The sequence below is a fragment of the Chitinophaga sp. 180180018-3 genome, from assembly GCF_037893185.1.
Taxonomy (GTDB): domain Bacteria; phylum Bacteroidota; class Bacteroidia; order Chitinophagales; family Chitinophagaceae; genus Chitinophaga.
On sequence record NZ_CP140772.1, the window covers coordinates 6,634,988 to 6,655,610 of the forward strand.

Below are 20,623 nucleotides of genomic sequence, written 5' to 3' on the forward strand. Positions count from 1 at the left end.
AAGCTACTGAAAAAAAGAGAAAGGAAGAAAGCTTTTAGCCTTTAGCTACCAGCTTTTAGCAAAATGCAGCAAAGATTAACAATATCTGCTTAACTGTTAATCTTTGCTGCATTTTGCTGAAAGCTAATGGCTATTTCTTTCTATATTTCCATTGCCCCGGCTGCTGCTTCATCTACAAACCAGTGCAGTTCACCATCTTCGGGCCGGATGAGCTGGGAGGGGAATTTCTCGGCATTGAAGGTACCTTCAATTACATTCTTCAATGTCAGCGCTTTATTAGCGCCGGTAGTAAGGAATAACACACAGGCCGCGCTGTTTACTACAGGGGCTGTTAATGTGATGCGGTACATATCCTGTGCCTGCAGGAAAAACGCCTTTACCCAGGCTTTCTTTTCATGCACAACTTCTGTTCCGGGGAACAGGGAGAGGGTATGTCCATCGTCGCCCATTCCGAGCAGTACCAGGTCAAAGGTAAGGTCATCTTCTCCGAAATAGGATTTCAGGATTTTTTCGTATTCAGCCGCAGATTCCGCCGGGCCGATATCCGTACGCATGACATGTATATTATCCGGGTTCACGGGTACTTTATCGAGCAGCGTTTCAAACGCCATACGTGCGTTATTACGGTCGTCCTCAAAGGGGACATCTCTTTCATCGCCCCAGAAGAAGTGTATCTTTTCCCAGGGAATTACCTTGCTATACGGGGCTTTTGCCAGCAACGTATAAAGCTGTTTAGGTGTATTTCCCCCGGAAAGCACGAAAGTAAACCGTTCCTGGTCCTGTAATACTTCCTGTATATAGTTACTTATCCAGGCAGCAACGTTTTCACTCAGTTGGGTAGGGTCTTTGGCGATGTGTAGTTCCATAAGTTGAGAATTAAAAAATTACGAATGATGAATTACGAAATAGCGCGAAGATTTTAGCGGGTAGTAAGTCTATTTTCCGCTGAGATCTTCGCGCTATTTCGTAATTCATCATTCGTAATCCGTAATTTATTTAGACGGTAAATTAATCCAGGTATGACCATCCCGGGCAACGAGTGCGTCCGCATCATCGGGGCCCCAGGAATCCGGCGCATAGCTCGGAAAATCCTGTGGCTGACGGCTTTCCCAGGTTTCCAGAACAGGCATGATTACTTTCCAGGCGGCATCTACCTGATCTCCGCGCATGAAGAGGGTAGCATCGCCTTCCATTACATCGAGCAGTAATGTTTCGTATGCTTCGGGAGCATGTTCGCCATTGGCTGCATCGTAGTTAAAAGTCATGTCTACCGGGTCAAGGGTCATTGTCTGGCCGGGGCGCTTTGCCTGGAAGCGGATACGGATATCCATTTCAGGCTGGATGCTGATGGTAAGCCTGTTAGGACGCCATGTTTGGGCAGCTTCCAGCGGGAACGCATAAGGTGGCGCCTCCTTGAAGGTAATGATGATATTGGTGGCTTTCTGATGCAGGTATTTCCCGGTACGTACATAGATCGGTACACCCTGCCAGCGCCAGTTATCAATAAAGAATTTTACGGCAGCATACGTTTCCACATTGGATTTGGGATCCACTCCTTTTTCCTCACGGTAACCTACCACCTTATTGCCCTTCATCCAACCGGAAGAATACTGTCCGCGTACGGCGTGTTCATGTACTTTATCCGGTGTGATACGGCGGATGGCGTTGAGTACATCCACCTTTTTATTGCGTATTTCATTTGCATCGAAAGAAACCGGGGCTTCCATTGCCAGTATACACATGATTTGCAGGATATGGTTCTGCACCATATCACGCAAGGCGCCCGCGCGCTCGTAGTAACCGCCACGGCCTTCCAGTCCTACGCTCTCAGCGGCAGTGATCTGGATATTGTCGATGTAATTGCGGTTCCATACCGGCTCAAACAGTGCGTTGGCAAAGCGGAATGCAAGGATATTCTGAATCGTTTCCTTACCGAGGTAATGGTCGATACGGAAAATCTGCTCTTCTGTAAAGCGTTTCCCCAGCAGTTCATTCAGTTCGTGTGCACTCTTCAAATCGTGGCCGAAAGGTTTCTCGATCACGATGCGTGTATTGTGTGTATCCGCACAAAGATTCAGTTCGCCGAGGCGGGTGGCTATATCCGGCACCAGTTGCGGCGCAACAGCCAGGTAAAAGATCACACTTGGGTGTACGTTCCACTCTGCTTCTTTCTGCGCCACAAAATCGGTTATTTTGCTGTAGGAAGCGGGGTCTTCCGCATCCATCTGCAGATAAGCAACATGATCACTGAAATCTTTCCAATGTCCGTTCTGTTCTCCTTTACGACGGGAAAATTTGCTGATTCCTTCCAACAGATGTTTGTGATAGTCTTCGTTGGAATAAGGACTACGGCCCAGACCAGCAATGGCAAATTGCTCAGGCATCCAGTCGTCCAGGAACAGGTTATATAGAGCGGGTGTTAATTTCCGGTAATTCAAATCGCCACTGCCTCCGAAAATAAAGAGGATGGAAGCAGGTGGGCGTTTATGGATCTGCATATATTTAATTAATGTTGAACATTTTTAATGTTGCCATTCGGTATGGAAAGTTCCCGGAATGTCCGTACGCTGATATGTATGAGCACCGAAATAATCGCGTTGTGCCTGGATCAGGTTGGTTGGCATGCGGCCGGTACGGAAAGCATCGAAATAAGACAGCGTCGACATAAATCCGCCAACAGCGATACCAGCGGCAGCAGCCTGTGCTACTACACTGCGGATATTGTTTTCAACGGATTGTACCAGGTAGGCAATATTTTCATCCAGGAGGATATTGCCGAGGTCAGCGTTTTTCTGATATGCCTGCATGAACACTTCCAGCAGGGTGGAACGGATGATGCAACCACCTCTCCATACCTTCACTACTTCCGGCAACGGAATTTCCATTTTCAGGTCGTTCGATGCTTCATGCAGCATGGCGAGGCCTTGTGCATAGCAAATGATAGTAGCGAAATACAGCGCGTCGTGAATCTGTTTAATCCACATATCGGCCGGTGTATGAATGTTATCTGCGGGGCCTTTGTACAATTTTTCAGCGAGCAGGCGCTGCTCTTTGTAGCCGGAAAGGGTACGCATCGCAACAGCCGTGTCGATCACCGGAACTGCTACAGGGAGTTCCATCGCATCCTGTGAAGTCCATTTACCAGTGCCTTTTGAACCGGCTTTGTCGGAGATCATATCCACGAGGCGATGGTCTGATTTATCGTCTTTCTGTAAAAAAATATCGGCGGTAATCTCCACAAGGAACGACTGTAAAGCGCCCTGGTTCCAGTTTTTGAAAACTTCGTGCAGCTGATCGTTGTTCAATCCGGCACCTTTCTGCAACAAAGCATAGCTTTCACTGATCAGTTGCATAATAGCATATTCAATACCGTTATGCACCATTTTCACGTAATGGCCGGCCCCTTCTTTACCCAGGTAAGCCACACATGGCGTGTCTTTTACTTTAGCAGCAATAGCTTCCAGCATAGGCCTTACTTTTGCATAAGCCTCCTGGTCGCCACCCGGCATGATACTCGGTCCTGTACGGGCTCCCTGTTCACCACCGGATACGCCGATACCCATAAAGTGTATCCCTTTTTCACGGAGGTATTGTACCCTGCGCAATGTATCGGTATAGTGAGAGTTACCACCATCTATCACCACATCGCCCTGTTCCAGCAGTGGCAGTAATGATGCAATCACATCATCTACCGGTTGACCGGCAGGCACCAACATCATCACTTTACGCGGGCGTTCCAGCAACTGTACCATAGCGGCCAGTTCTCCAACACCTTTAACAGTAGTACCCGGGGTAGCGGCGGCTTCCAATGCGCTGTTTTTTGTTGCATCTTTATCGAAGCCGATAACAGAAAAGCCATGATCTGCCATATTCAGTAACAGGTTTCTACCCATTACACCGAGGCCAATCATTCCAAAGTCATATAAGCTGTTTGCCATATAAAGAGAAGTTACTTCTTAAGGAGGTGTAAATGTAGTGAATTAAGAATTACGAATGAACTATTAAGAAGGAAAGCGAAGAACCCGCGAGCGTAGTGTGATTCGCCAGGTTCTTCGCTTTCATTATTAATTCTTCATTAAGAATACCCGATGCTATGCTGAGTTTCTACCGGCATTGATAATACCGAACGAGCAGCGCATAATGAGCTTCTCATAAGTTTCGCGGCTGCTGCCATTTCCAGAAGTAGTGTCCTGATTCCGGATCATGGTGAGTGCGTATTGTTGGGTAGTCAGCAGTGGCAGTACAATCCTTTCTCTCATCTGGATGGAAAGCTGATCGATAGGGCTGCCTGCCATCAGATCCCGTTCGTTGTTCAGACGCAGCAGGTATTTCTTTGTAAGTTCAAATTCGTTGTAGATCATACGCCATACTTCCCCGTACTGCGGATGTTCGGCGAGGTAGGCGGTTAGCGGGAAATAGCTTTTTTTCATCGCCATTTCACAGTTATCCAACAGGGTTCGGAAGAAGAGGGAATGCTGGTGTAATACCTGTACTTCAGCCCATTTACCCTGTTTATCCAACTGTTCCAGGGCGCTTCCTACGCCGTAATAGCCCGGCACATTCTGTTTCAGCTGGCTCCATGCGCCCACATAAGGTACGGCTCTGAGATCATTCAGATTCAGCTTGGCGGAAGCGTTACGCTTACTCGGTCGGCTGCCAATATTAGCTTCAGCGTAATATCGGAGCGGACTGGCATGATCCAGATAGGCCAGGAAATACGGGTGCATCTTCAATTTATTGTAGGCCGTATATCCTTCATCAGCGAGCGATTGCAGCAGGTTTTCCTCCGACTCGGTGAGTGTTACCTCGCGTGAGGAGAAGAGGTCGTTGCTGATACCGGCGTGTATCAGCTGCTCCATGTTAAACTGGGCAGCATCTACTGTACCGAAGTTGGAGCTGACTGTTTGCCCCTGTATCGTTTGCTGTATTTCCTTGTTGGCGATATTTCTGCCCATAGATGCGTAGAACTGGTGGGTTTTTCCGCCTCCACGTGCCGGAGGACCTCCCCTGCCGTCGAAGAACAGGACGCTGATACCATATTCCTTGGAAATTGCCGTCAGTTCTTCTTTCGCTTTATAGATACTCCAGTTAGCCATGAGGTAACCGCCGTCTTTTGTACCATCGGAGAAACCAAGCATAATGGTTTGTTTGCACTGACGGCGACGGAGGTGAGCGCGATATTCCTCGTTCTCATACAAGAGCTTCATTACCTGCCCTGCATGCCGCAGGTCTTCAATGGTTTCGAACAGTGGCACAATGTCTACTGTCATCGCGTCCTTCTTCCAGCCGCTGAGGAGGAACATGCCGTATACCTCCATTACGTTGAGTACGCTGGTGCTGTGGCTGATGATATAACGGTTGCAGCCTTCTTCCCCGTTGGCAGCCTGTATTTCCCTGATCGCTGCAATAGTTTGCAATGTATCCTGGTGTAAAGGGTTCTCCAGCCTCGCGGGATCGATCTCCGTTTTTATGTTCAGCAGTGCCTGTATTTTTTCCTCCTCACTCAGCGATGTATAATCCGGCGGAAGCGCGTTGGTACGCGCGGCCACAGCTTCCAGCACCGCCTCGTGAACGGAGCTGTCCTGCCGTATATCAAGTGAAGCGAAAAAGAGGCCGAAGATCTCCACCTTGCTGATCAGGTTATCAACCAGATGTACGAACAAGCCATTAATATCATTAACGATCGTTTTTCGTATATCCGATAACGTATCCAATATTTCCTGGCGGCTGATATCTGCTTTATGCCCGGGCAGGAAAAGGTTGCGGGAAAGCTTTGACTCCAGCGCAGCCACTACATTGTCGACCCCTTTGAATGTAAGGCGACGGCGCAGGTTACGCACTTCACGGAAATAGCATTTCATAATCGATTCGCGCAGAGCGGCAGCTACTTCTATGGTAGTGGGCGCATTCACGAAGGGGTTGCCATCGCGGTCGCCTCCAGGCCAGAAGCCCATACGGATCAGGGAATTATCGCTGCTGATGGCGCCCGGGAACTGCGCCCTGATAGACGACATAATACGTCCGGCCGATTGATAGAATATATTTTCCAGGAACCACACCAGGCTGATCGCCTCATCGTAGGGAGTGGGTTTCTCTTTTTTAAAGAAAGGTGTTTTCCCCAGCTGTTGAAGATACATGTTTACCTGGCTGGTATTTTCATCGATCAGGGCTTTAGACAGATCGTTGATGATACCAAGCACTTCGCTGGGATAGAACTGGGTGGGATGGGCTGTAAGCACCAGCCGAACGGAAAAATCTTTCAGCTTCTCTTTCAGTTGCTCCTGGGCCTGTTCCTGAATGATTTCCGACTGGAGATGGCGCAATGTGCCTGCTCCCTGAAGATCGCGGATATGACGGAAGGCGGCATCTTCCAACGCGTCGAACAGCACAACCTGGCGTTCAGCGTATTGGACGAACCGGAATAATAAATCTGTCTTCTGTTTCTCATCCGTGTAGGTAGTATACTGGGAGAAAAAGGATTCCATGATCTCATGGGGACTGCTGCCTTTCGCATACCCTTCCTCACAGTGGAGCAGGAACAGCGACAGGAAAACCCCTGTCTTCTCCACCCGGTGAAAAGGCAGTGACGTAAAAAGACTATTATACAGCTGAAACTTTGTTCCAACAAGGTTTTTAAACTGTTGCAGCGAGTTATTTACCGGCGCTTCCATACTAATTATCCGTTTATAGTGCTAAAGAAGAGAACTAAGCGGCCGTTAAATTAACAATTATTGTATTAATTTCTTAGTTTTTTGATTTTTATTCTATGGAAATAGACAATATTTGAATAATATCTAATAAAAAGTACTGATATAAAAGATAATCCCGGCCGCAGGGGCTGACCGGGATTGATATCAGGATTAGAATGCGCAATTAAATGAGGGTTTAAAATGGATGAAGGCCGGGCAAATAATAGTACAGGTATAGGGATAAATGGCCGGTTCAGCCGGAGGCATTCACAGCGCTATGATGCAGCGCCCGGAGAAATTCCATAAACCGGCCCCGGAAAAAACCGGGAACCGGTTCAGGTCCCCTATAGATCATTGCTGTTCACCAGGCACAATAAGCCCCCAGCCGGTATTTCCGAAAAAAAAGGGTAACCATTAAAACCTGATGATTAAAGGAAATATTTACTGCTGCAGACGGAAATTGACAGGGAGATTGAAATAGACGGGAACAAAACGGCCACCTTGTTTACCAGGCCTCCATTTAGGCATTTTCCTCACGACCCGCATGGCCTCTTCCTCAAGCCCACCGCCTTTATGGGCGCCTAAAATTTTTGCATCGGTGATAGAGCCATCGGTATTCACTACAAATTGAATAGTGACAATACCTTCAATACCATTATCCTGGGCCATAGCGGGGTACCGGATGTTATTTCCGAGATATTTTGCCAGGGCATCCATTCCGCCGGGAAATTCCGGCATGATTTCAACAATTGTGAACGGTTCCTCTCTCTTTGGAGGCTTTTCCACGGTAATCACACCGGTACCTCCTCCATCACCGGCAAGTAATTCCACATCAGCACCACCTTCTACCCCATCAGATTTAGCTACTCCTATGTTTACTGATTTCAGCTCCTTTTGGCTCTTCATTTCTTCCTCGACCTTTACTTCCTTGTCGGTAATAGTGGGAGTTACGAATATTTCTGTACGTGCCGCGGGTGGAGGAGTTGCATGTACCGGAGGCGGTGGGATTACCGGGTCGGGGTCAGGTAATTTTACCTCGTCCAGCTGGATAATTTTCCTGGCGATTTCCGGAGGCCGTACATGGTCGGCCGCTCTCAATGTGTTGTTCAGGGCATAGCCGCCGATGAGTACCAGCATAATGGAACCTGTTCCCATGATGGCATTGCGAACCCGTTTGTTATAACGGCTGCGTAATTCGTAGGCCCCATAATCTTTATTCCGTCCTTCGAAGAGGATGTCGAGGAAAGCACTCCCCGGGATATTAGTTGAGTCCATAGCGATTTGTTTTGCTAATTAGATGAGTGGAAAAAATTTTTCCATAAGGTTTCCGAAAATTTTTCCGGCCGGAAAAAAGAAGTCCCGACTGGACGTCGGGACTTGCTGGCACTGGGGACCTTACCTGGAAGCAGGTGGTTCCTTCATATTAAATTAGGCTTTCCGAAAAAAGTATAGGCGTATACGTTATACAGTATGCCTTATTGACCGCATCCGGAAAATGATTTAAAATGGTTGGTTGGGAGGCAGTCGGTGTTGAATTATTTACTTCAGTTTTCAGGAGCAATTGCCGACAAAACCCACCAGAATTGTTTTAAGCAACGGCCCCCTGAACTGAAGTTTAGCGATGTAGTACCAGCGTTGATTGCTGGCTATGATGAATCAGTTTTTGTTGTTATGCCGGGAGGATGCGGGGAGATGCCATACTGAAAAATTTACCACCAATAAATTCGCAGCGCACCTCTCCCGCAAGCCTGACCAGGCATTCTATTTACAGCTTACAGAACGCAAGATCTTCTATTCAGCAACAGCCGGGCATTGCCGGAATATAACGGGAACAGGTGAAGTTAAACACTGCAGGCAGTGTGTAGGAATGTAGACCACTAATCAGTGTGTGCCTTTTCATAGTGCAATTGTTTTTACACATTTTATAATGATGGCCGCAACACCTTGCTGGTGGATCAAAGGATGCCGGAAGCGTATGCCTGATGCTTCCCCGGGTAGCAGACTTTATTAGTCCACTGAATTGGTAGACAAATATACATGGAGTTTTATTATTTCCAAATTATTTTTGAGTTTTTTCTACCTGTTTTTCTGCTTTTCGTTTACGGCATTGCGAGCCTCAATGCTTTATTGGCTTATTTTTGCAGCATGAAAGAACATGTGAAAAACATTCTGCTGATTATTGCGGGGGCACTGGTTTTTGCAGCTGGTATCAACTTCCTCGCTATTCCTAATAAATTGTCTGAGGGCGGTGTTATTGGTATTACCATCGTCACTTATTATTACCTGGGCTGGTCGCCCGGTATTACCAATTTCATTATCAACGCTTTTCTGATTGTCATTGGCTACAGGCTGTTAGACAAACGGAGTATGATATACACGATCTTCGGCATTCTTTTTTGCTCACTGTTCCTTTATCTTACAGAGGGAAAGCTGGCGCCGGTTACCACCAATCCTTTGCTGGCAGCTATTTTCGCCGGATTGCTGGTAGGTATAGGCATTGGGCTTGTTTTTCTTTCCGGTGGTACTACCGGAGGTTCTGCTATTGTAGCCCGTTTGTTCAACAAGTACTTCGGCTGGTCGTTAGGTAATGCGATGCTTATTTTTGATATTGTTGTGATCCTGGCTTCTGCCTACATCATAGGCGTAGAGAAAACCCTGTATACTTTTATAGCCGTATACATTGGCGCCAGAACGGTAGATTATATTGTAGATGGTATTAACACCAAACGTGCCATTACCATTATTTCGGGGCAAACGGATGCCATCGCGGCGAGGATTACCGGCGAGCTGAAACGCGGCGCCACTGTGTTACATGGGCATGGCGCCTATACACAATCGCCCAAAGAGGTTTTATATGTGGTGATCGGAAAACAGGAACTGATGCGGCTGAAAGCCCTGGTACAGGAAACAGATCCGGAGGCATTTGTGGTAATACATGAAGTGCATGAAGTACTTGGCCGTGGATTTTCGAAATAGTCTGCATACGGCTTCCGTATACCCGCGTATACGGAAGCCTGTATCTATCTCCCTGTCAGCCCCTGTATCACTTTTATTTCTTCCGCACTGTATGGTCTTCCATCGGTATAAAATATATCATGATACCAGGGATTGGGCATTACGCCTGCCGGCAGCGGTGTTCCCTGCGCGTAGATCGTGTTTGTTTTGCCGGCTACCAGTCCCCAGCTATAAGCGCCTGTCATTTCTTTTTTCAGCATAGGCATAATATTATCGAAACGGCTGCCAAGGGTACGGGCCATATATTCTGTACAGATCAAAGGCCTCCCCCAGGCCTGCAGGCGCCGGAGCTCCCGCCGGTGAAGATCCGTTGACTGGTAGTTGTGATAGGTAATCACATCGGAATGAGAGAGCATAAAGCTATTCAGTTCTTCCTGATTTTCATCCCAGACACCGGCTGTTAGCGGCTGCATAGGTTTTTCTTCCCGGGCCCAGCGGAATACCTTCTTCAGCAGCGGCAGACTTTTATTGCCATCGCCGAAGCTACCGGGCTCATTATAAAGATCCCACATGATGACGCGGGGATCATGTCTGAAGCTTCTGACAATATCTTTTACATACTGCCGGAGTGTATCTTCCAGATGACGCTGCAATAGCAAAGCAGTTCCCGGATCCTGCACCCAGCGTGAGTTGTGTACACCCGGAATTGGCGCCGGCTGGGGCCCTGAACTGTATTCGTTATTCCAGCAGTCGTCGAAGAATACGAAAACCGTCGACATCCGGTGCCGGGCTGCGATGTCGAGATAAGTGCTGATACGTTGCTTAAAACCCTGCGGATCTGTTACCCAGGGCACATGATGGAGATAGACCCTCATAGAATTCATTCCGATATTTTCCGCATATCCCAGTTCCCGGTCAATCGTAGCGGTATCGAAAGTAGCAGGCTGCCACATTTCCAGCTGATTAACCGCCGTGCTTGGAATGAAATTGCAGCCCCGCAGCCATCCGAGAGAGGCGTACCAGCTGCGGGCCTTTTGTACCGGCCAGTTTCCGGGCTCATCGATCCGGCGGCAACACAACAGAAAAAAAATAATAAGGCATAGTGGAAAGAGCAAGTTGCGCATAGTGGTATATTTTAAGGGAGATAACTATGTTTTAATATAAGCAATTTTGCGCTCCTTTTAGTATTTGCCACCAGCTGATATTTGGTTTTTGAAAATTAGATGTATATATTGTAAAAACTCTAACGATTTTTCATTCCTTACCATCTTATCAACCAATAATTAAAGAGAAATGACTCAAAGCTCTCAACGCTTCTTACCGCTGGACGTGTTCCGCGGGATGACCGTTTGTTTCATGATCATTGTGAATACAGGCGGAACGGGAGGTACCTACTGGCCATTGGATCATGCTGCCTGGCATGGCTGGACCCCAACAGACCTGGTATTTCCCTCCTTTCTCTTTGCTGTGGGCAACGCTATGAGCTTCAGCATGAGAAAATATGAGCAGCTCGGTAACTCCGCTGTACTTGGAAAGATCTTTAAGCGGACACTGATCATTTTTCTGCTGGGTTACCTGATGTACTGGTTCCCGTTTGTTCATCATACGGATGCCGGGCTTGAGTTTAACCCATTTAGTCATACCCGTATACTGGGCGTATTGCAACGTATTGCACTCTGCTATTGTATTGCATCCCTGCTGATCCACTACTGCTCTAAAAAAGCTGTATGGGCCATCAGTATCCTCTTCTTACTGGGATATTGGGCGATCATGTGGTTCTGTGGTGTACCGGGTGATCAATATGGCATTAACGGAAATGCAGGTATACTCCTGGATAAAGTGGTGTTGGGCGACAACCATATGTACCATGGCGAAGGTATTGCCTTTGATCCGGAAGGCTTACTCAGCACTATTCCTGCAGTTGTAAATGTAGTGGCAGGTTACTATACCGGTTTGTTTGTACAGCGGCATGGCCGCACTGCACCGGGTATCCTGCGCATGATACTGGCTGGCATTGTATTATTGGGTCTGGCATATGCGTGGAATACAGTATTCCCTATCAATAAAAAATTATGGACCAGCTCTTATGTGCTGCTCACAGTAGGTATAGATCTCCTGTTGCTGTCGCTGCTGATATTTGTCATTGACATTGCCAACATCAACAAAGGCACTGGCTTCTTTACTGTATTCGGTAAGAATCCCCTGTTCCTTTATCTTCTTTCAGAAATACTGGCCATCCTGCTTTATTTCTTCCAGGTAGGCAATGTTTCCCTCTATCAATGGATCAATGATAAAATTTTTCAGCCGATCTCTCCCGGCCCCTTCGGTTCATTGCTTTTCTCACTGACCTTTATGCTTCTCTGCTGGCTGGTAGGACTGGCGCTGGATCGGAGGAAGATTTATGTACGGGTGTAGGAAAAGAATTACGAATTAGGAATTACGAATTACGAAAAAGCGGGGAGATAGTAGCGAAGTTGACCTTCGCGTTTACTATCTCCCCGCTTTTTCGTAATTCGTAATTCCTAATTCGTAATTCTTTTTAATAAACGTCAAACCACACCTTCGTAGTCAGCAAATCAGCGCCCTGGCGTGCCACGGCGGCTTTGTAGTTTGCTCCATTGAGCGCTTGCTCGCTGGATGGATAGGTAAGGCGCTGTGGCATTTTTCCCTGCAGCACACCTGTATAGGCAGGAGTAAGCCGGGGATAGTCGAGTCGCCTCCATTCAGCGAATGCTTCGAGCCCTTCACTGAAGAGTGCCAACCATTTCTGTTCTCCGATGGATTTCTTATAGTTGGTAGCATCGTAAGCAACTGCTGGCTGCGCCAGGTAATCGTCTACTGGCTTACCTGTGATACCGTATTGTTTAAAAGAGGCACGGATTGCCTGCTGGTACAGGTCTGCCGCGCTGTTGCTGATGAGGTTCCGTTGTGCCGCTTCTGCCAGAATAAACAGTTGTTCTGTATACGTGAACACCCATGCCGGAGCCTGGCTTACCGTGAAAGCCGCCCCTACATCCGAAGTTCTGTTGAAGCCCAGGCGGGAAGCAGAATCAGCAGAGAGACCATTCGTTACACCGATATAAGCATTGGTATCTGCCGGCAGCGCTGCGTATATGCTTAACCGTGGGTCGTTGAGTGCCTTCAGCTTATCGACGATTGTTTTGCTGATACGATAATCGTTACGGGTTTCCCTGTTTTTACCGACAGGATTCTGATTGGGAGAGGTGAGATAATTCAGTTTCACTTCCCTGTCGCTCGCAGTCAGGAATATATTTCCTTCCGCAGCGAGATCTGCGAACACCGCCTTTGCCGCAGCCGGATCGCGGTCGGATATGCGTAATGCGATACGTGAGCGCAAGCCATTAGCGAACTTCTTCCAGCTATTCATATTACCAGCCAGCAGAGAATCGCCCTGGATAGGGTTGGTACCGGGAGTAATGATGGAGGAGGCTGTTTTCAACTCAGCCAACAAGCCTTTGTATACATCTTCCTGTTTATCGTAAACGGGGGTCAGGTACTTTTCGATATTCCCTGCCTGGCTGTAGGGGATATCTCCGTACAGGTCTGTCAGCACCTGGAATATCCAGGAGCGCATAATGATACCCACTGCTTTATAATTCGGATTCTTCAACGTATCACCCAACTGTATAAGTGTGGTGAAGTCCTCTATACCCTGTGCGTAAAAGTTACTCCATACATTCTGGATATTGGTAGATGCCGGGATGTAACGGTCGGGATCCGGGTATTGGATCTTAGCCCAGTACTGCACGTAGAGTAATGATGTCTCCATAGTGGCATCACCACCCCAGTAAGTATCTATATTGGTTTTAATACCGTTGGTCAACAGGTAGTCCGGCTGTACCGAGGTAGGTTCATTTGGATTTTTATTGGTCCGCTCCAGGTCTTTCTGGCAACCAGTCAGCCAGGCGGCAGCAAAGAGGGCGCAAATAGCTATCAGCAACTTTCTCATATTCGGTCCGTTAATTAAAATGAAACATTCAGGTTAAAGCCAAAACTGCGGGTAGTTGGTATTTGCAGTGTTTCCAGGCCCTGGCCGTTACCGGTATTGAACGCAGTTTCCGGATCAACATTGGGCACATGCTTACTCAGGTAAGCCAGGTTTCTGCCCACCAGTGCGATGTTCACACCTGTCAGGTGCCATTTCTTTATCAAAGACGCCGGCAGGTTGTAACCCAGTCTTATTTCACGCAGTTTGATAAAAGAGGCATCATATACGGCGCTCTCATTCAGGTTGCTGCTATATACAGTTTTGTAGTAGTTCTGAGCAGAGAGAATAGCGGTGTTTTTCTTTCCATCTGCCGTATAACCATCAAATATGATCCCATCGTGCTTTACTACTGCATTACCGGGAGCAGTGGCATTATGGTCTGGGAGCTGCACATTTTTAGCCCCATCGTAGTAGTAAGGCAGGCCGCCGTGTTCTGCATCACGCCCCGGCATCGTTGCCGCCAGTACGCCTGTTCCCATACCTGTAGAGTTGGTTCCTGACCAGATAGATCCGCCCTGTTTGGTATCTATCAGCACACTCAGGTTGAAGCCTTTGAATGAAAAGCTGTTATTAATACTTCCTGTCCAGTTGGGAGTAAAGTAACCCAGTATTTTTTTATTAGGATCCACCATAGGTGTTCCGTCGGGGTTTACCAGGATGCGGTTCTCACTGTCGCGCAGATAAGCAGTGCCGAAAAGCGCGCCGTAGCGTTCTCCTTTACGGGCTACCACCTGGATATTGCCGGAGCTTCCCAGTACATAGCTGTTGAGGAAACCATCAGCATCCAGCTCCATGACTTTACTGATATTGCGTGCATAATTCACGTTAACGTCCCAACGAAAACCAGAACGGGTACTGATGGGTGTTAATCCGAGTGTTACTTCCACTCCACGGTTGCTAAGCTCGCCTGTGTTCAGCAGTTTCTTCAGATAACCAGTAGTAGGACTTACATCAGCCAGCAGGATCTGGTTGCGGCTATGCGAATTATAATAAGTCAGATCCAGCCGGATGCGATTATCGATAAACCCGGCTTCCAGTCCAACTTCTGTGGATGTGGTGATTTCCGGCTTGAGGTTTTTGTCGAGATATTTATCAGACACTGTCAACATAGGTAATGCACCGAATGGCTGATTGAACGGGTAAGTGTTTACCAACTGGTAAGGATCTGTGTCTTTACCTACCTGTGCCCATCCACCGCGTATTTTCAGCATAGAGAGCGCTTCGCTGCGCAGGTGCAGGGCTTCCGACAATACGATACTTGCATTGACAGAAGGATAGAAATAGGAATTACTACCCCTGGGAAGGGTGGAAGACCAGTCGTTACGCGCTGTCAGGTTTACGAAAGCATAATTGCGGAATCCTACCTGTGCAGCTGCAAATCCGCTATATACTTTCTGGCGGGAAAGCAAACTGGTAGAGATCAGCGGATCTCTGGAGTTAGTAAGTGTATACACATCTTTTACAGCCAGGCGTGGCGCCTGCTGATAGTTCTGCTCAAACTGGTTGCTACGCAGGTTAGCGCCGGCCAGCACATCTATATCAAAATCAGCATTCAGCTTTTTCTTTGCATTTAATGTGAACTCTCCGTTGGTTTCGCTTACTGCGTAAGCATCTTCAGTATAAGAACCAAAAGGAGTTCCATTGGTATAGTAGGCAACATGGTATTTGCGCCTGTCCTGATAGTAGTCAGTAGCAATACGGAAGCTGGCAGTCAGCCAGTCGAGCACCTGGTAAGACAATCTTGCATTTCCGAGGAAACGGTTACGCAGCATACCCACGGTGTTCTCGTTCTGGATCCAGTAAGGATTGCTGTAGTAGCTGTGATTCCAGTTGAAATCGGTGCCATCAGGATTTTTATAATTCTTCAGCCTGTTCACATCTACCTGGCGGCCGAACCAGATGAATTGCAGGGTAACACTGTTACCACGACGGCCGTCTACACCCGGCAGGTTATCTGCAGCGCTGCGGATATAATCTGCGTAGGTAGTCAGCGTTAACTTAGGCGTGAGCCGGAAGGTATTGCTGGCAGTGAAAGTATTCCGTGTGATGCCGGTATTGGGTAGTATGCCCGCCTGTTTGGTATTATTATAAGAGAAGCGATAATCAATTTTATCGGTAGTTCCGCCGGCGGAAAGTCCGTTATTCAGCGTATAGCCGGTCACGTAGAAGTCCTTTACGTTATTGGGATGAGCAACAAATGGCACTGCTTCGCCATTTGAGAAGAACTGAGGAATGAGCCGGCCATCCAGTTTCGGGCCCCAGCTTTCATCCACGCCATCATTCAGGCCGCCGCCTTTCCCATCTTTATAAGAAAACTGGCCACCGGTACCCTGGCCATAACTATTCTGAAAGTCGGGCAGGATCAATACCTTATCGAATGTAGCGCCGGAGTTGACGGTTATTCCCAGGCCGCCTTTGGTATCTTTACCGGTTTTTGTTTTGATTACAATAACGCCGGCAGATGCGCGGGAGCCGTATAATGCAGCCGCATTGGGGCCTTTCAGTACACTGATGGAAGCGATATCATCCGGGTTCAGATCGGAAATGGCGTTGGCAAAGTCGCGCCCGGTACCGATCCCCAGCTGGCTGTTATCCACCGGCACACCATCCAGTACAAACAAGGGCTGGTTATTTCCTGCGATGGAGGTTTCGCCCCTGATGATGATACGGGAAGAACCAAGGCCGCCCTGGCTGTTGGTCACCTGTACGCCTGCGATCTTACCGGAAAGGGCGTTCACGAGGTTGGTTTCCTTGGCCTCGGATATATCTTTGGATTTCAGTTCCTGTACGGCATATCCCAGCGATTTCTTTTCCCGGGAGATACCCAGTGCAGTTACTACTACTTCATCGAGTTTCTTATTGCTGTTTTCGAGGGAGATGTTGATAATATGATTATTTCCCACTACTGCAAAGGCAGTTTCGAAGCCCACAGAAGAAATCTGCAGGGTATCGTTCAGCTGCGCATTAAGACTGTACTTCCCATCGGCATCTGATTGAGTGCCCTGGTTTTTCCCTTTGACACGTATAACGGCGCCGGGTATACGTTGCGCATCAGCGCGGGAGGTGATCACCCCATTTACCCTGATTTCCTGGGCGTTTGCCTGTAGCAGGCATAGCAATCCCGTCAGCAGGCACAGGAGCCTTGTTACGTAATTCATGCTTCGTACTTGATTTGTTATTGGCTAAGATCCTTGCAGAGAATAGTTATCCGTTCAGATTTTGGCATTTACTAATGCGGTGTAAAGACTTAAAATATCGGGGGCGAAGATAATACAGAAAATTTATTCTACAAAACTTATAGACTAAATGGAATTAAAGAAGACAAAAAGCGTAAAGGATGGGTTAAAAAAGAATTAGGAATTGGTAATGAAGTATGAAGAAAACACCCCGAAGACCATAATCCGCTATGGTTTTCGAGGTGTTTTCTTCATACTTCATTACCAATTCTTAATTCTTATTGAGTAGTTTCTTCAGTTCTGATTTAATGTCTTCTATGTTTTGCCAGATAACGCGGTCCTGGCAAACGACTCCTTTATACTTAATACTCAATTTGGTTTTACGCATCACGACCTGATAATATTCAGGAGCATCTGGAGAATTTTCCCAGGTGATTTTGCCTCCGTCTTCGATACCTCCGGCCAGTTTATCTTCAATAAGGTCGTTGATTTTTTTCCGCTGATTATCTGCGAAATCGTAGCTGGCCTCTGTTTTAACAAGGCAGGAAGAGTCTTGTACAGGGATGGCGGCAGGATACCCGGCGCCAGCCTGCATGCGGAGGCCGCAAAGCAGCAATATGCCACCTGCAAGCAGTAGCGGGAATAGGAATGTACGTTTCATAACAGGATTTGATTGTCAAGGTTGGAGAATAGGTATATAATAACAAGTCCAGATAAATGCTTTTGATTCCGATTTTGGCGGGTCGTTAACTCATTATTAAAATAACATATTTATCCCACTTCACAAAATAATCTCTGTTACCGGGTAGGGGTAAGAAAGGGGCAGGGTGTCTTCACTAGAGATTTACTGATATTGTTGCTGGAGGTTAAACAGGATCTTCCGGCCAGCATCGCTAAGTCCGGGCAGGCTGTCGGCCGGCATAAAGTGCCGTTTAAAGGCCTGCATCGCCGCGGTGGAATCTTTGATATCGTAACCAATAATGCGAAGCGCCAGCAGCGGGCTGAATGAGGTGGGTACTACGGTAGCAGTCGTATCCCTGAACCAGAGCCCAAAGCCTTTTTCGGCCAGTTGTTGCCAGGGGAAATAGGCGCTGGGGTCTACTTTCCGGCCGGGAGCAATATCCCCGTGTCCTACAAAGTTGGCAGTGGGGATATTATACCGGTGCCGAAGGGTATCCAGCAGTACGAGGAGGCTGTTGATCTGGGCTGGCTGAAAGGGTTCTTTTCCGTTATTGTCCAGTTCAATGCCGATGGAAGAAGAGTTGATATCTGTGAGATTGCCCCATTTGGCTACACCACCATGCCATGCCCGAAGATAGTCGTTCAGCATATGGTGGATCTGGCCGTTGCGGCATATTACGTAATGTGCGCTTACCTGTGTTCTTGTCAGTGTAAACGTATTCAATGTTTGTTCACATGAATTCTGAGCAGTATGATGAATGATCACCAGATTAGGTTTACGCATGTTGAAATTGACGGTACCTACCCAGGAAGGGGCTGGCAGGCCATCCGCGCCATTGATCTGGCCGGGCTGGCTACGCAGTTCTTTCGCCCATTTCTTCGCGTCTTGCCGGTACACCTTATTGGTGGCGGCGTAGGGGTTACGGGCACAATAAGTAAACACGCTGAGGGCTGCAAGTACGCAGCTGAATCTGATAAATCGGGTCATAGTCATAGTATTCATGCAGAATTGTTAATGTTTACACAATACTTCCGGATAAAGATACTAAATGAACGAATCTATCGATATCTTCACCAATACTATGAAAAGTGCATTGCGCTGTATATATTTACATGTTCAATAATATCTTTTCCGGTATTTAAAAACAATGCCAATTTGTCTGTAATTGCCTACAATCTGTTGTTACCGCTGATTTATGCGATATCACTACTGCCATTCCGTGTACTGTATCTGGTTTCCGATGCAGTATATTTTCTATTGTATTATGTGACCGGCTACCGGAAAAAGGTGGTGTTACAGAATCTCCGGAATTCCTTTCCTGAAAAAACGGATGCTGAGATCCACCGTATCTGCAAGGATTTCTACCGTTATCTGTGCGATCTCTTCCTGGAGACCTTCAAAACGCTGACAATCAGCAAATCTGCCATGATAAAACATTGCAGCTTCACGCCGGCAACGGTGGAGCTGTTCAGGCAGCTGGCGGCTGATAAACAAAGCGTGGTGCTGGTGATGGGTCACAAAGGAAACTGGGAATGGGCCGGCAATACGTTCAGCCTTCTTTGTCCACAGCAGCTGTATGTGATCTACCATCCCCTGGCCAACAAGCATTTTAACGGGCTGATGTACCGGATGCGTACCCGTTTCGGCACCAAACTCATCGCCATGCAGGATACCTTCCGGGATATGATGCAGCACCGCGACCAGGTAACGGCTACCGCATTCATTGCCGATCAGGCGCCACAGCCGAAAACAGCCCAATGGCTGACTTTTTTACACCAGGACACTCCGGTTTTCAAGGGCACGGAAAAGATTGCGCAAAAATTAAATTACCCGGTAGTATATGTTACTGTACACCGTGAAAAAAGAGGTTATTATACGGTATCTGCCGAATTGCTTACGGCCACTCCGGGCAGTGAAAAAGACGGCGATATAACAATATCGCATACACGTAAACTGGAAGCCGACATTATAGCCCAGCCTGCCACCTGGCTGTGGTCGCACAAAAGATGGAAACATTCCCGTGCTGTAGTTCAGACAGGGAATTAACATTTCAGATACCTAATCGAACCGAATAATTATTACTATGATGGAAGGAAAAGAACTGATCCTTGCCACCAAGCCCTTTGCACGCGAACACAGGGCTAAAAGCTGGCTTTACACCTTAACAACACTTGCGCTGTTGCTACTCTCACTGGCATGCACCCTCATTTTGCCTTATTTTTGGCTTCAACTGGCGGCCAGCATACTTTCGGGGCTATTGATTGTGCGGATGTTTGTCATCTATCACGATCACCAGCATCATGCGATCCTTCATCAATCGTGGTTAGCAGAAGCCATCATGATAACATTCGGTATCTATATACTGGCTCCGTCGAGTATATGGAAGCGTTCACATGATTATCATCATAAACATAATTCCAAATTATTCAGTGCCAGCATTGGCTCCTACCCTATCATTACGCGCAGGAAATTTGAGTCTATTACTGCCGGAGAAAGACGGGTATATTTATTCAGCCGGCACCCGGCCACCATTGCAGCCGGTTACCTGTCGATGTTCATGATAGGTATGTGCGTGCAATCGTTCCTGAGCAGTCCGCGCAGGCACCTGGATTCGCTACTGGCCCTGCTGATCCATATCGGTGGCAGTGTTGCCGTGGTTTATTATCTCGGCTGGCAGAGCTGGATGCTGTTCATACTCATTCCTTTCACGATCGCATGTGGACTGGGAGCTTATCTTTTCTACGCGCAGCATAATTTTCCGGGGGTTACATTCAATGTCAACAAAGACTGGTGTTATGATAAAGCAGCATTACTATCATCCAGCTACATGATGATGAACCCTGTAATGAAATGGTTCACCGGTAATATTGGTTATCACCACATTCACCATCTTAATGCGCGAATCCCTTTTTACCGGCTGCCGGAGGTGATGCAGGGTATACCGGTATTACAACATGCCAAGATTACAACGCTGGGGTTTCGCGACATCTGTGCCTGTTTCCGGTTGAAGGTATGGGATCCTGAACTGAACAGGATGATCAGCTTAAAAGAAATAAAAAATATTCGTCGCAGTCAATTGGAACATCATCCTGATTCTGTGGCGGTTGTGTAA

15 protein-coding genes are annotated in these 20,623 nt (G+C 47.5%); 5 read left to right on the top strand and 10 right to left on the bottom strand.

Annotated elements, in window-relative coordinates; all coding sequences use genetic code 11:
• Positions 1-140: 140 nt before the first annotated feature.
• The 5 genes from pgl to UNH61_RS26040 all read right to left on the bottom strand — a co-directional run bounded on the left by pgl (position 141) and on the right by UNH61_RS26040 (position 7,964).
• On the bottom strand, positions 141-866 hold the full coding sequence (gene pgl, locus UNH61_RS26020; protein WP_326994941.1) for a 6-phosphogluconolactonase: 726 nt from the start codon (positions 864-866) through the stop codon (positions 141-143).
• 126 nt (positions 867-992) lie between these two features.
• Complete coding sequence (zwf, locus tag UNH61_RS26025; RefSeq protein ID WP_326994942.1) at positions 993-2,498, bottom strand: glucose-6-phosphate dehydrogenase; 1,506 nt, start codon at positions 2,496-2,498, stop codon at positions 993-995.
• Between the two features lie 24 nt (positions 2,499-2,522).
• Positions 2,523-3,938 (bottom strand): NADP-dependent phosphogluconate dehydrogenase, encoded by a 1,416-nt coding sequence (gndA, locus tag UNH61_RS26030; protein ID WP_326994943.1) that lies wholly within the window; start codon positions 3,936-3,938, stop codon positions 2,523-2,525.
• 153 nt (positions 3,939-4,091) lie between these two features.
• Complete coding sequence (locus tag UNH61_RS26035) at positions 4,092-6,671, bottom strand: phosphoenolpyruvate carboxylase (RefSeq protein WP_326994944.1); 2,580 nt, start codon at positions 6,669-6,671, stop codon at positions 4,092-4,094.
• 459 nt (positions 6,672-7,130) lie between these two features.
• Complete coding sequence (locus UNH61_RS26040) at positions 7,131-7,964, bottom strand: energy transducer TonB (RefSeq protein WP_326994945.1); 834 nt, start codon at positions 7,962-7,964, stop codon at positions 7,131-7,133.
• 373 nt (positions 7,965-8,337) lie between these two features.
• Between UNH61_RS26040 and UNH61_RS26045 the strand changes: the two genes are divergently transcribed.
• A complete protein-coding gene (locus UNH61_RS26045; protein WP_326994946.1) occupies positions 8,338-8,562 on the top strand; it encodes a hypothetical protein in 225 nt (74 codons plus the stop codon).
• Between the two features lie 272 nt (positions 8,563-8,834).
• Complete coding sequence (locus UNH61_RS26050) at positions 8,835-9,665, top strand: YitT family protein (protein WP_326994947.1); 831 nt, start codon at positions 8,835-8,837, stop codon at positions 9,663-9,665.
• Positions 9,666-9,709: 44 nt separating this feature from the next.
• Here the strand turns inward: UNH61_RS26050 and UNH61_RS26055 are convergent, their stop codons facing one another.
• On the bottom strand, positions 9,710-10,768 hold the full coding sequence (locus tag UNH61_RS26055; RefSeq protein WP_326994948.1) for a glycoside hydrolase family 2 TIM barrel-domain containing protein: 1,059 nt from the start codon (positions 10,766-10,768) through the stop codon (positions 9,710-9,712).
• A 169-nt stretch (positions 10,769-10,937) separates the two neighbouring features.
• Here UNH61_RS26055 and UNH61_RS26060 point away from each other — a divergent pair, with 169 nt between their 5' ends.
• Positions 10,938-12,059 carry a DUF5009 domain-containing protein gene (locus tag UNH61_RS26060; RefSeq protein WP_326994949.1) on the top strand — a complete coding sequence of 374 codons (1,122 nt, stop codon included), beginning with the start codon at positions 10,938-10,940 and terminating at the stop codon, positions 12,057-12,059.
• Positions 12,060-12,183: 124 nt separating this feature from the next.
• On the opposite strand, the gene UNH61_RS26065 is transcribed toward UNH61_RS26060, so the two are convergent.
• From UNH61_RS26065 to UNH61_RS26080, 4 genes are all read right to left on the bottom strand, one after another.
• The gene (locus UNH61_RS26065) at positions 12,184-13,614 is read right to left on the bottom strand and encodes a SusD/RagB family nutrient-binding outer membrane lipoprotein (protein WP_326994950.1); all 1,431 of its coding nucleotides are present in this window, start codon (positions 13,612-13,614) and stop codon (positions 12,184-12,186) included.
• A 14-nt stretch (positions 13,615-13,628) separates the two neighbouring features.
• Entirely contained in the window at positions 13,629-16,811 is a 3,183-nt protein-coding gene (locus UNH61_RS26070; RefSeq protein WP_326994951.1) for a SusC/RagA family TonB-linked outer membrane protein, read from the bottom strand.
• A gap of 289 nt (positions 16,812-17,100) precedes the next feature.
• A complete protein-coding gene (locus UNH61_RS26075; protein ID WP_326994952.1) occupies positions 17,101-17,490 on the bottom strand; it encodes a hypothetical protein in 390 nt (129 codons plus the stop codon).
• A gap of 183 nt (positions 17,491-17,673) precedes the next feature.
• Positions 17,674-18,498 carry an N-acetylmuramoyl-L-alanine amidase gene (locus UNH61_RS26080; protein WP_326994953.1) on the bottom strand — a complete coding sequence of 275 codons (825 nt, stop codon included), beginning with the start codon at positions 18,496-18,498 and terminating at the stop codon, positions 17,674-17,676.
• Between the two features lie 168 nt (positions 18,499-18,666).
• Between UNH61_RS26080 and UNH61_RS26085 the strand changes: the two genes are divergently transcribed.
• Both UNH61_RS26085 and UNH61_RS26090 read left to right on the top strand, forming a co-directional pair.
• A complete protein-coding gene (locus tag UNH61_RS26085; RefSeq protein ID WP_326994954.1) occupies positions 18,667-19,557 on the top strand; it encodes a lysophospholipid acyltransferase family protein in 891 nt (296 codons plus the stop codon).
• 37 nt (positions 19,558-19,594) lie between these two features.
• Positions 19,595-20,623 carry a fatty acid desaturase gene (locus tag UNH61_RS26090; protein WP_326994955.1) on the top strand — a complete coding sequence of 343 codons (1,029 nt, stop codon included), beginning with the start codon at positions 19,595-19,597 and terminating at the stop codon, positions 20,621-20,623.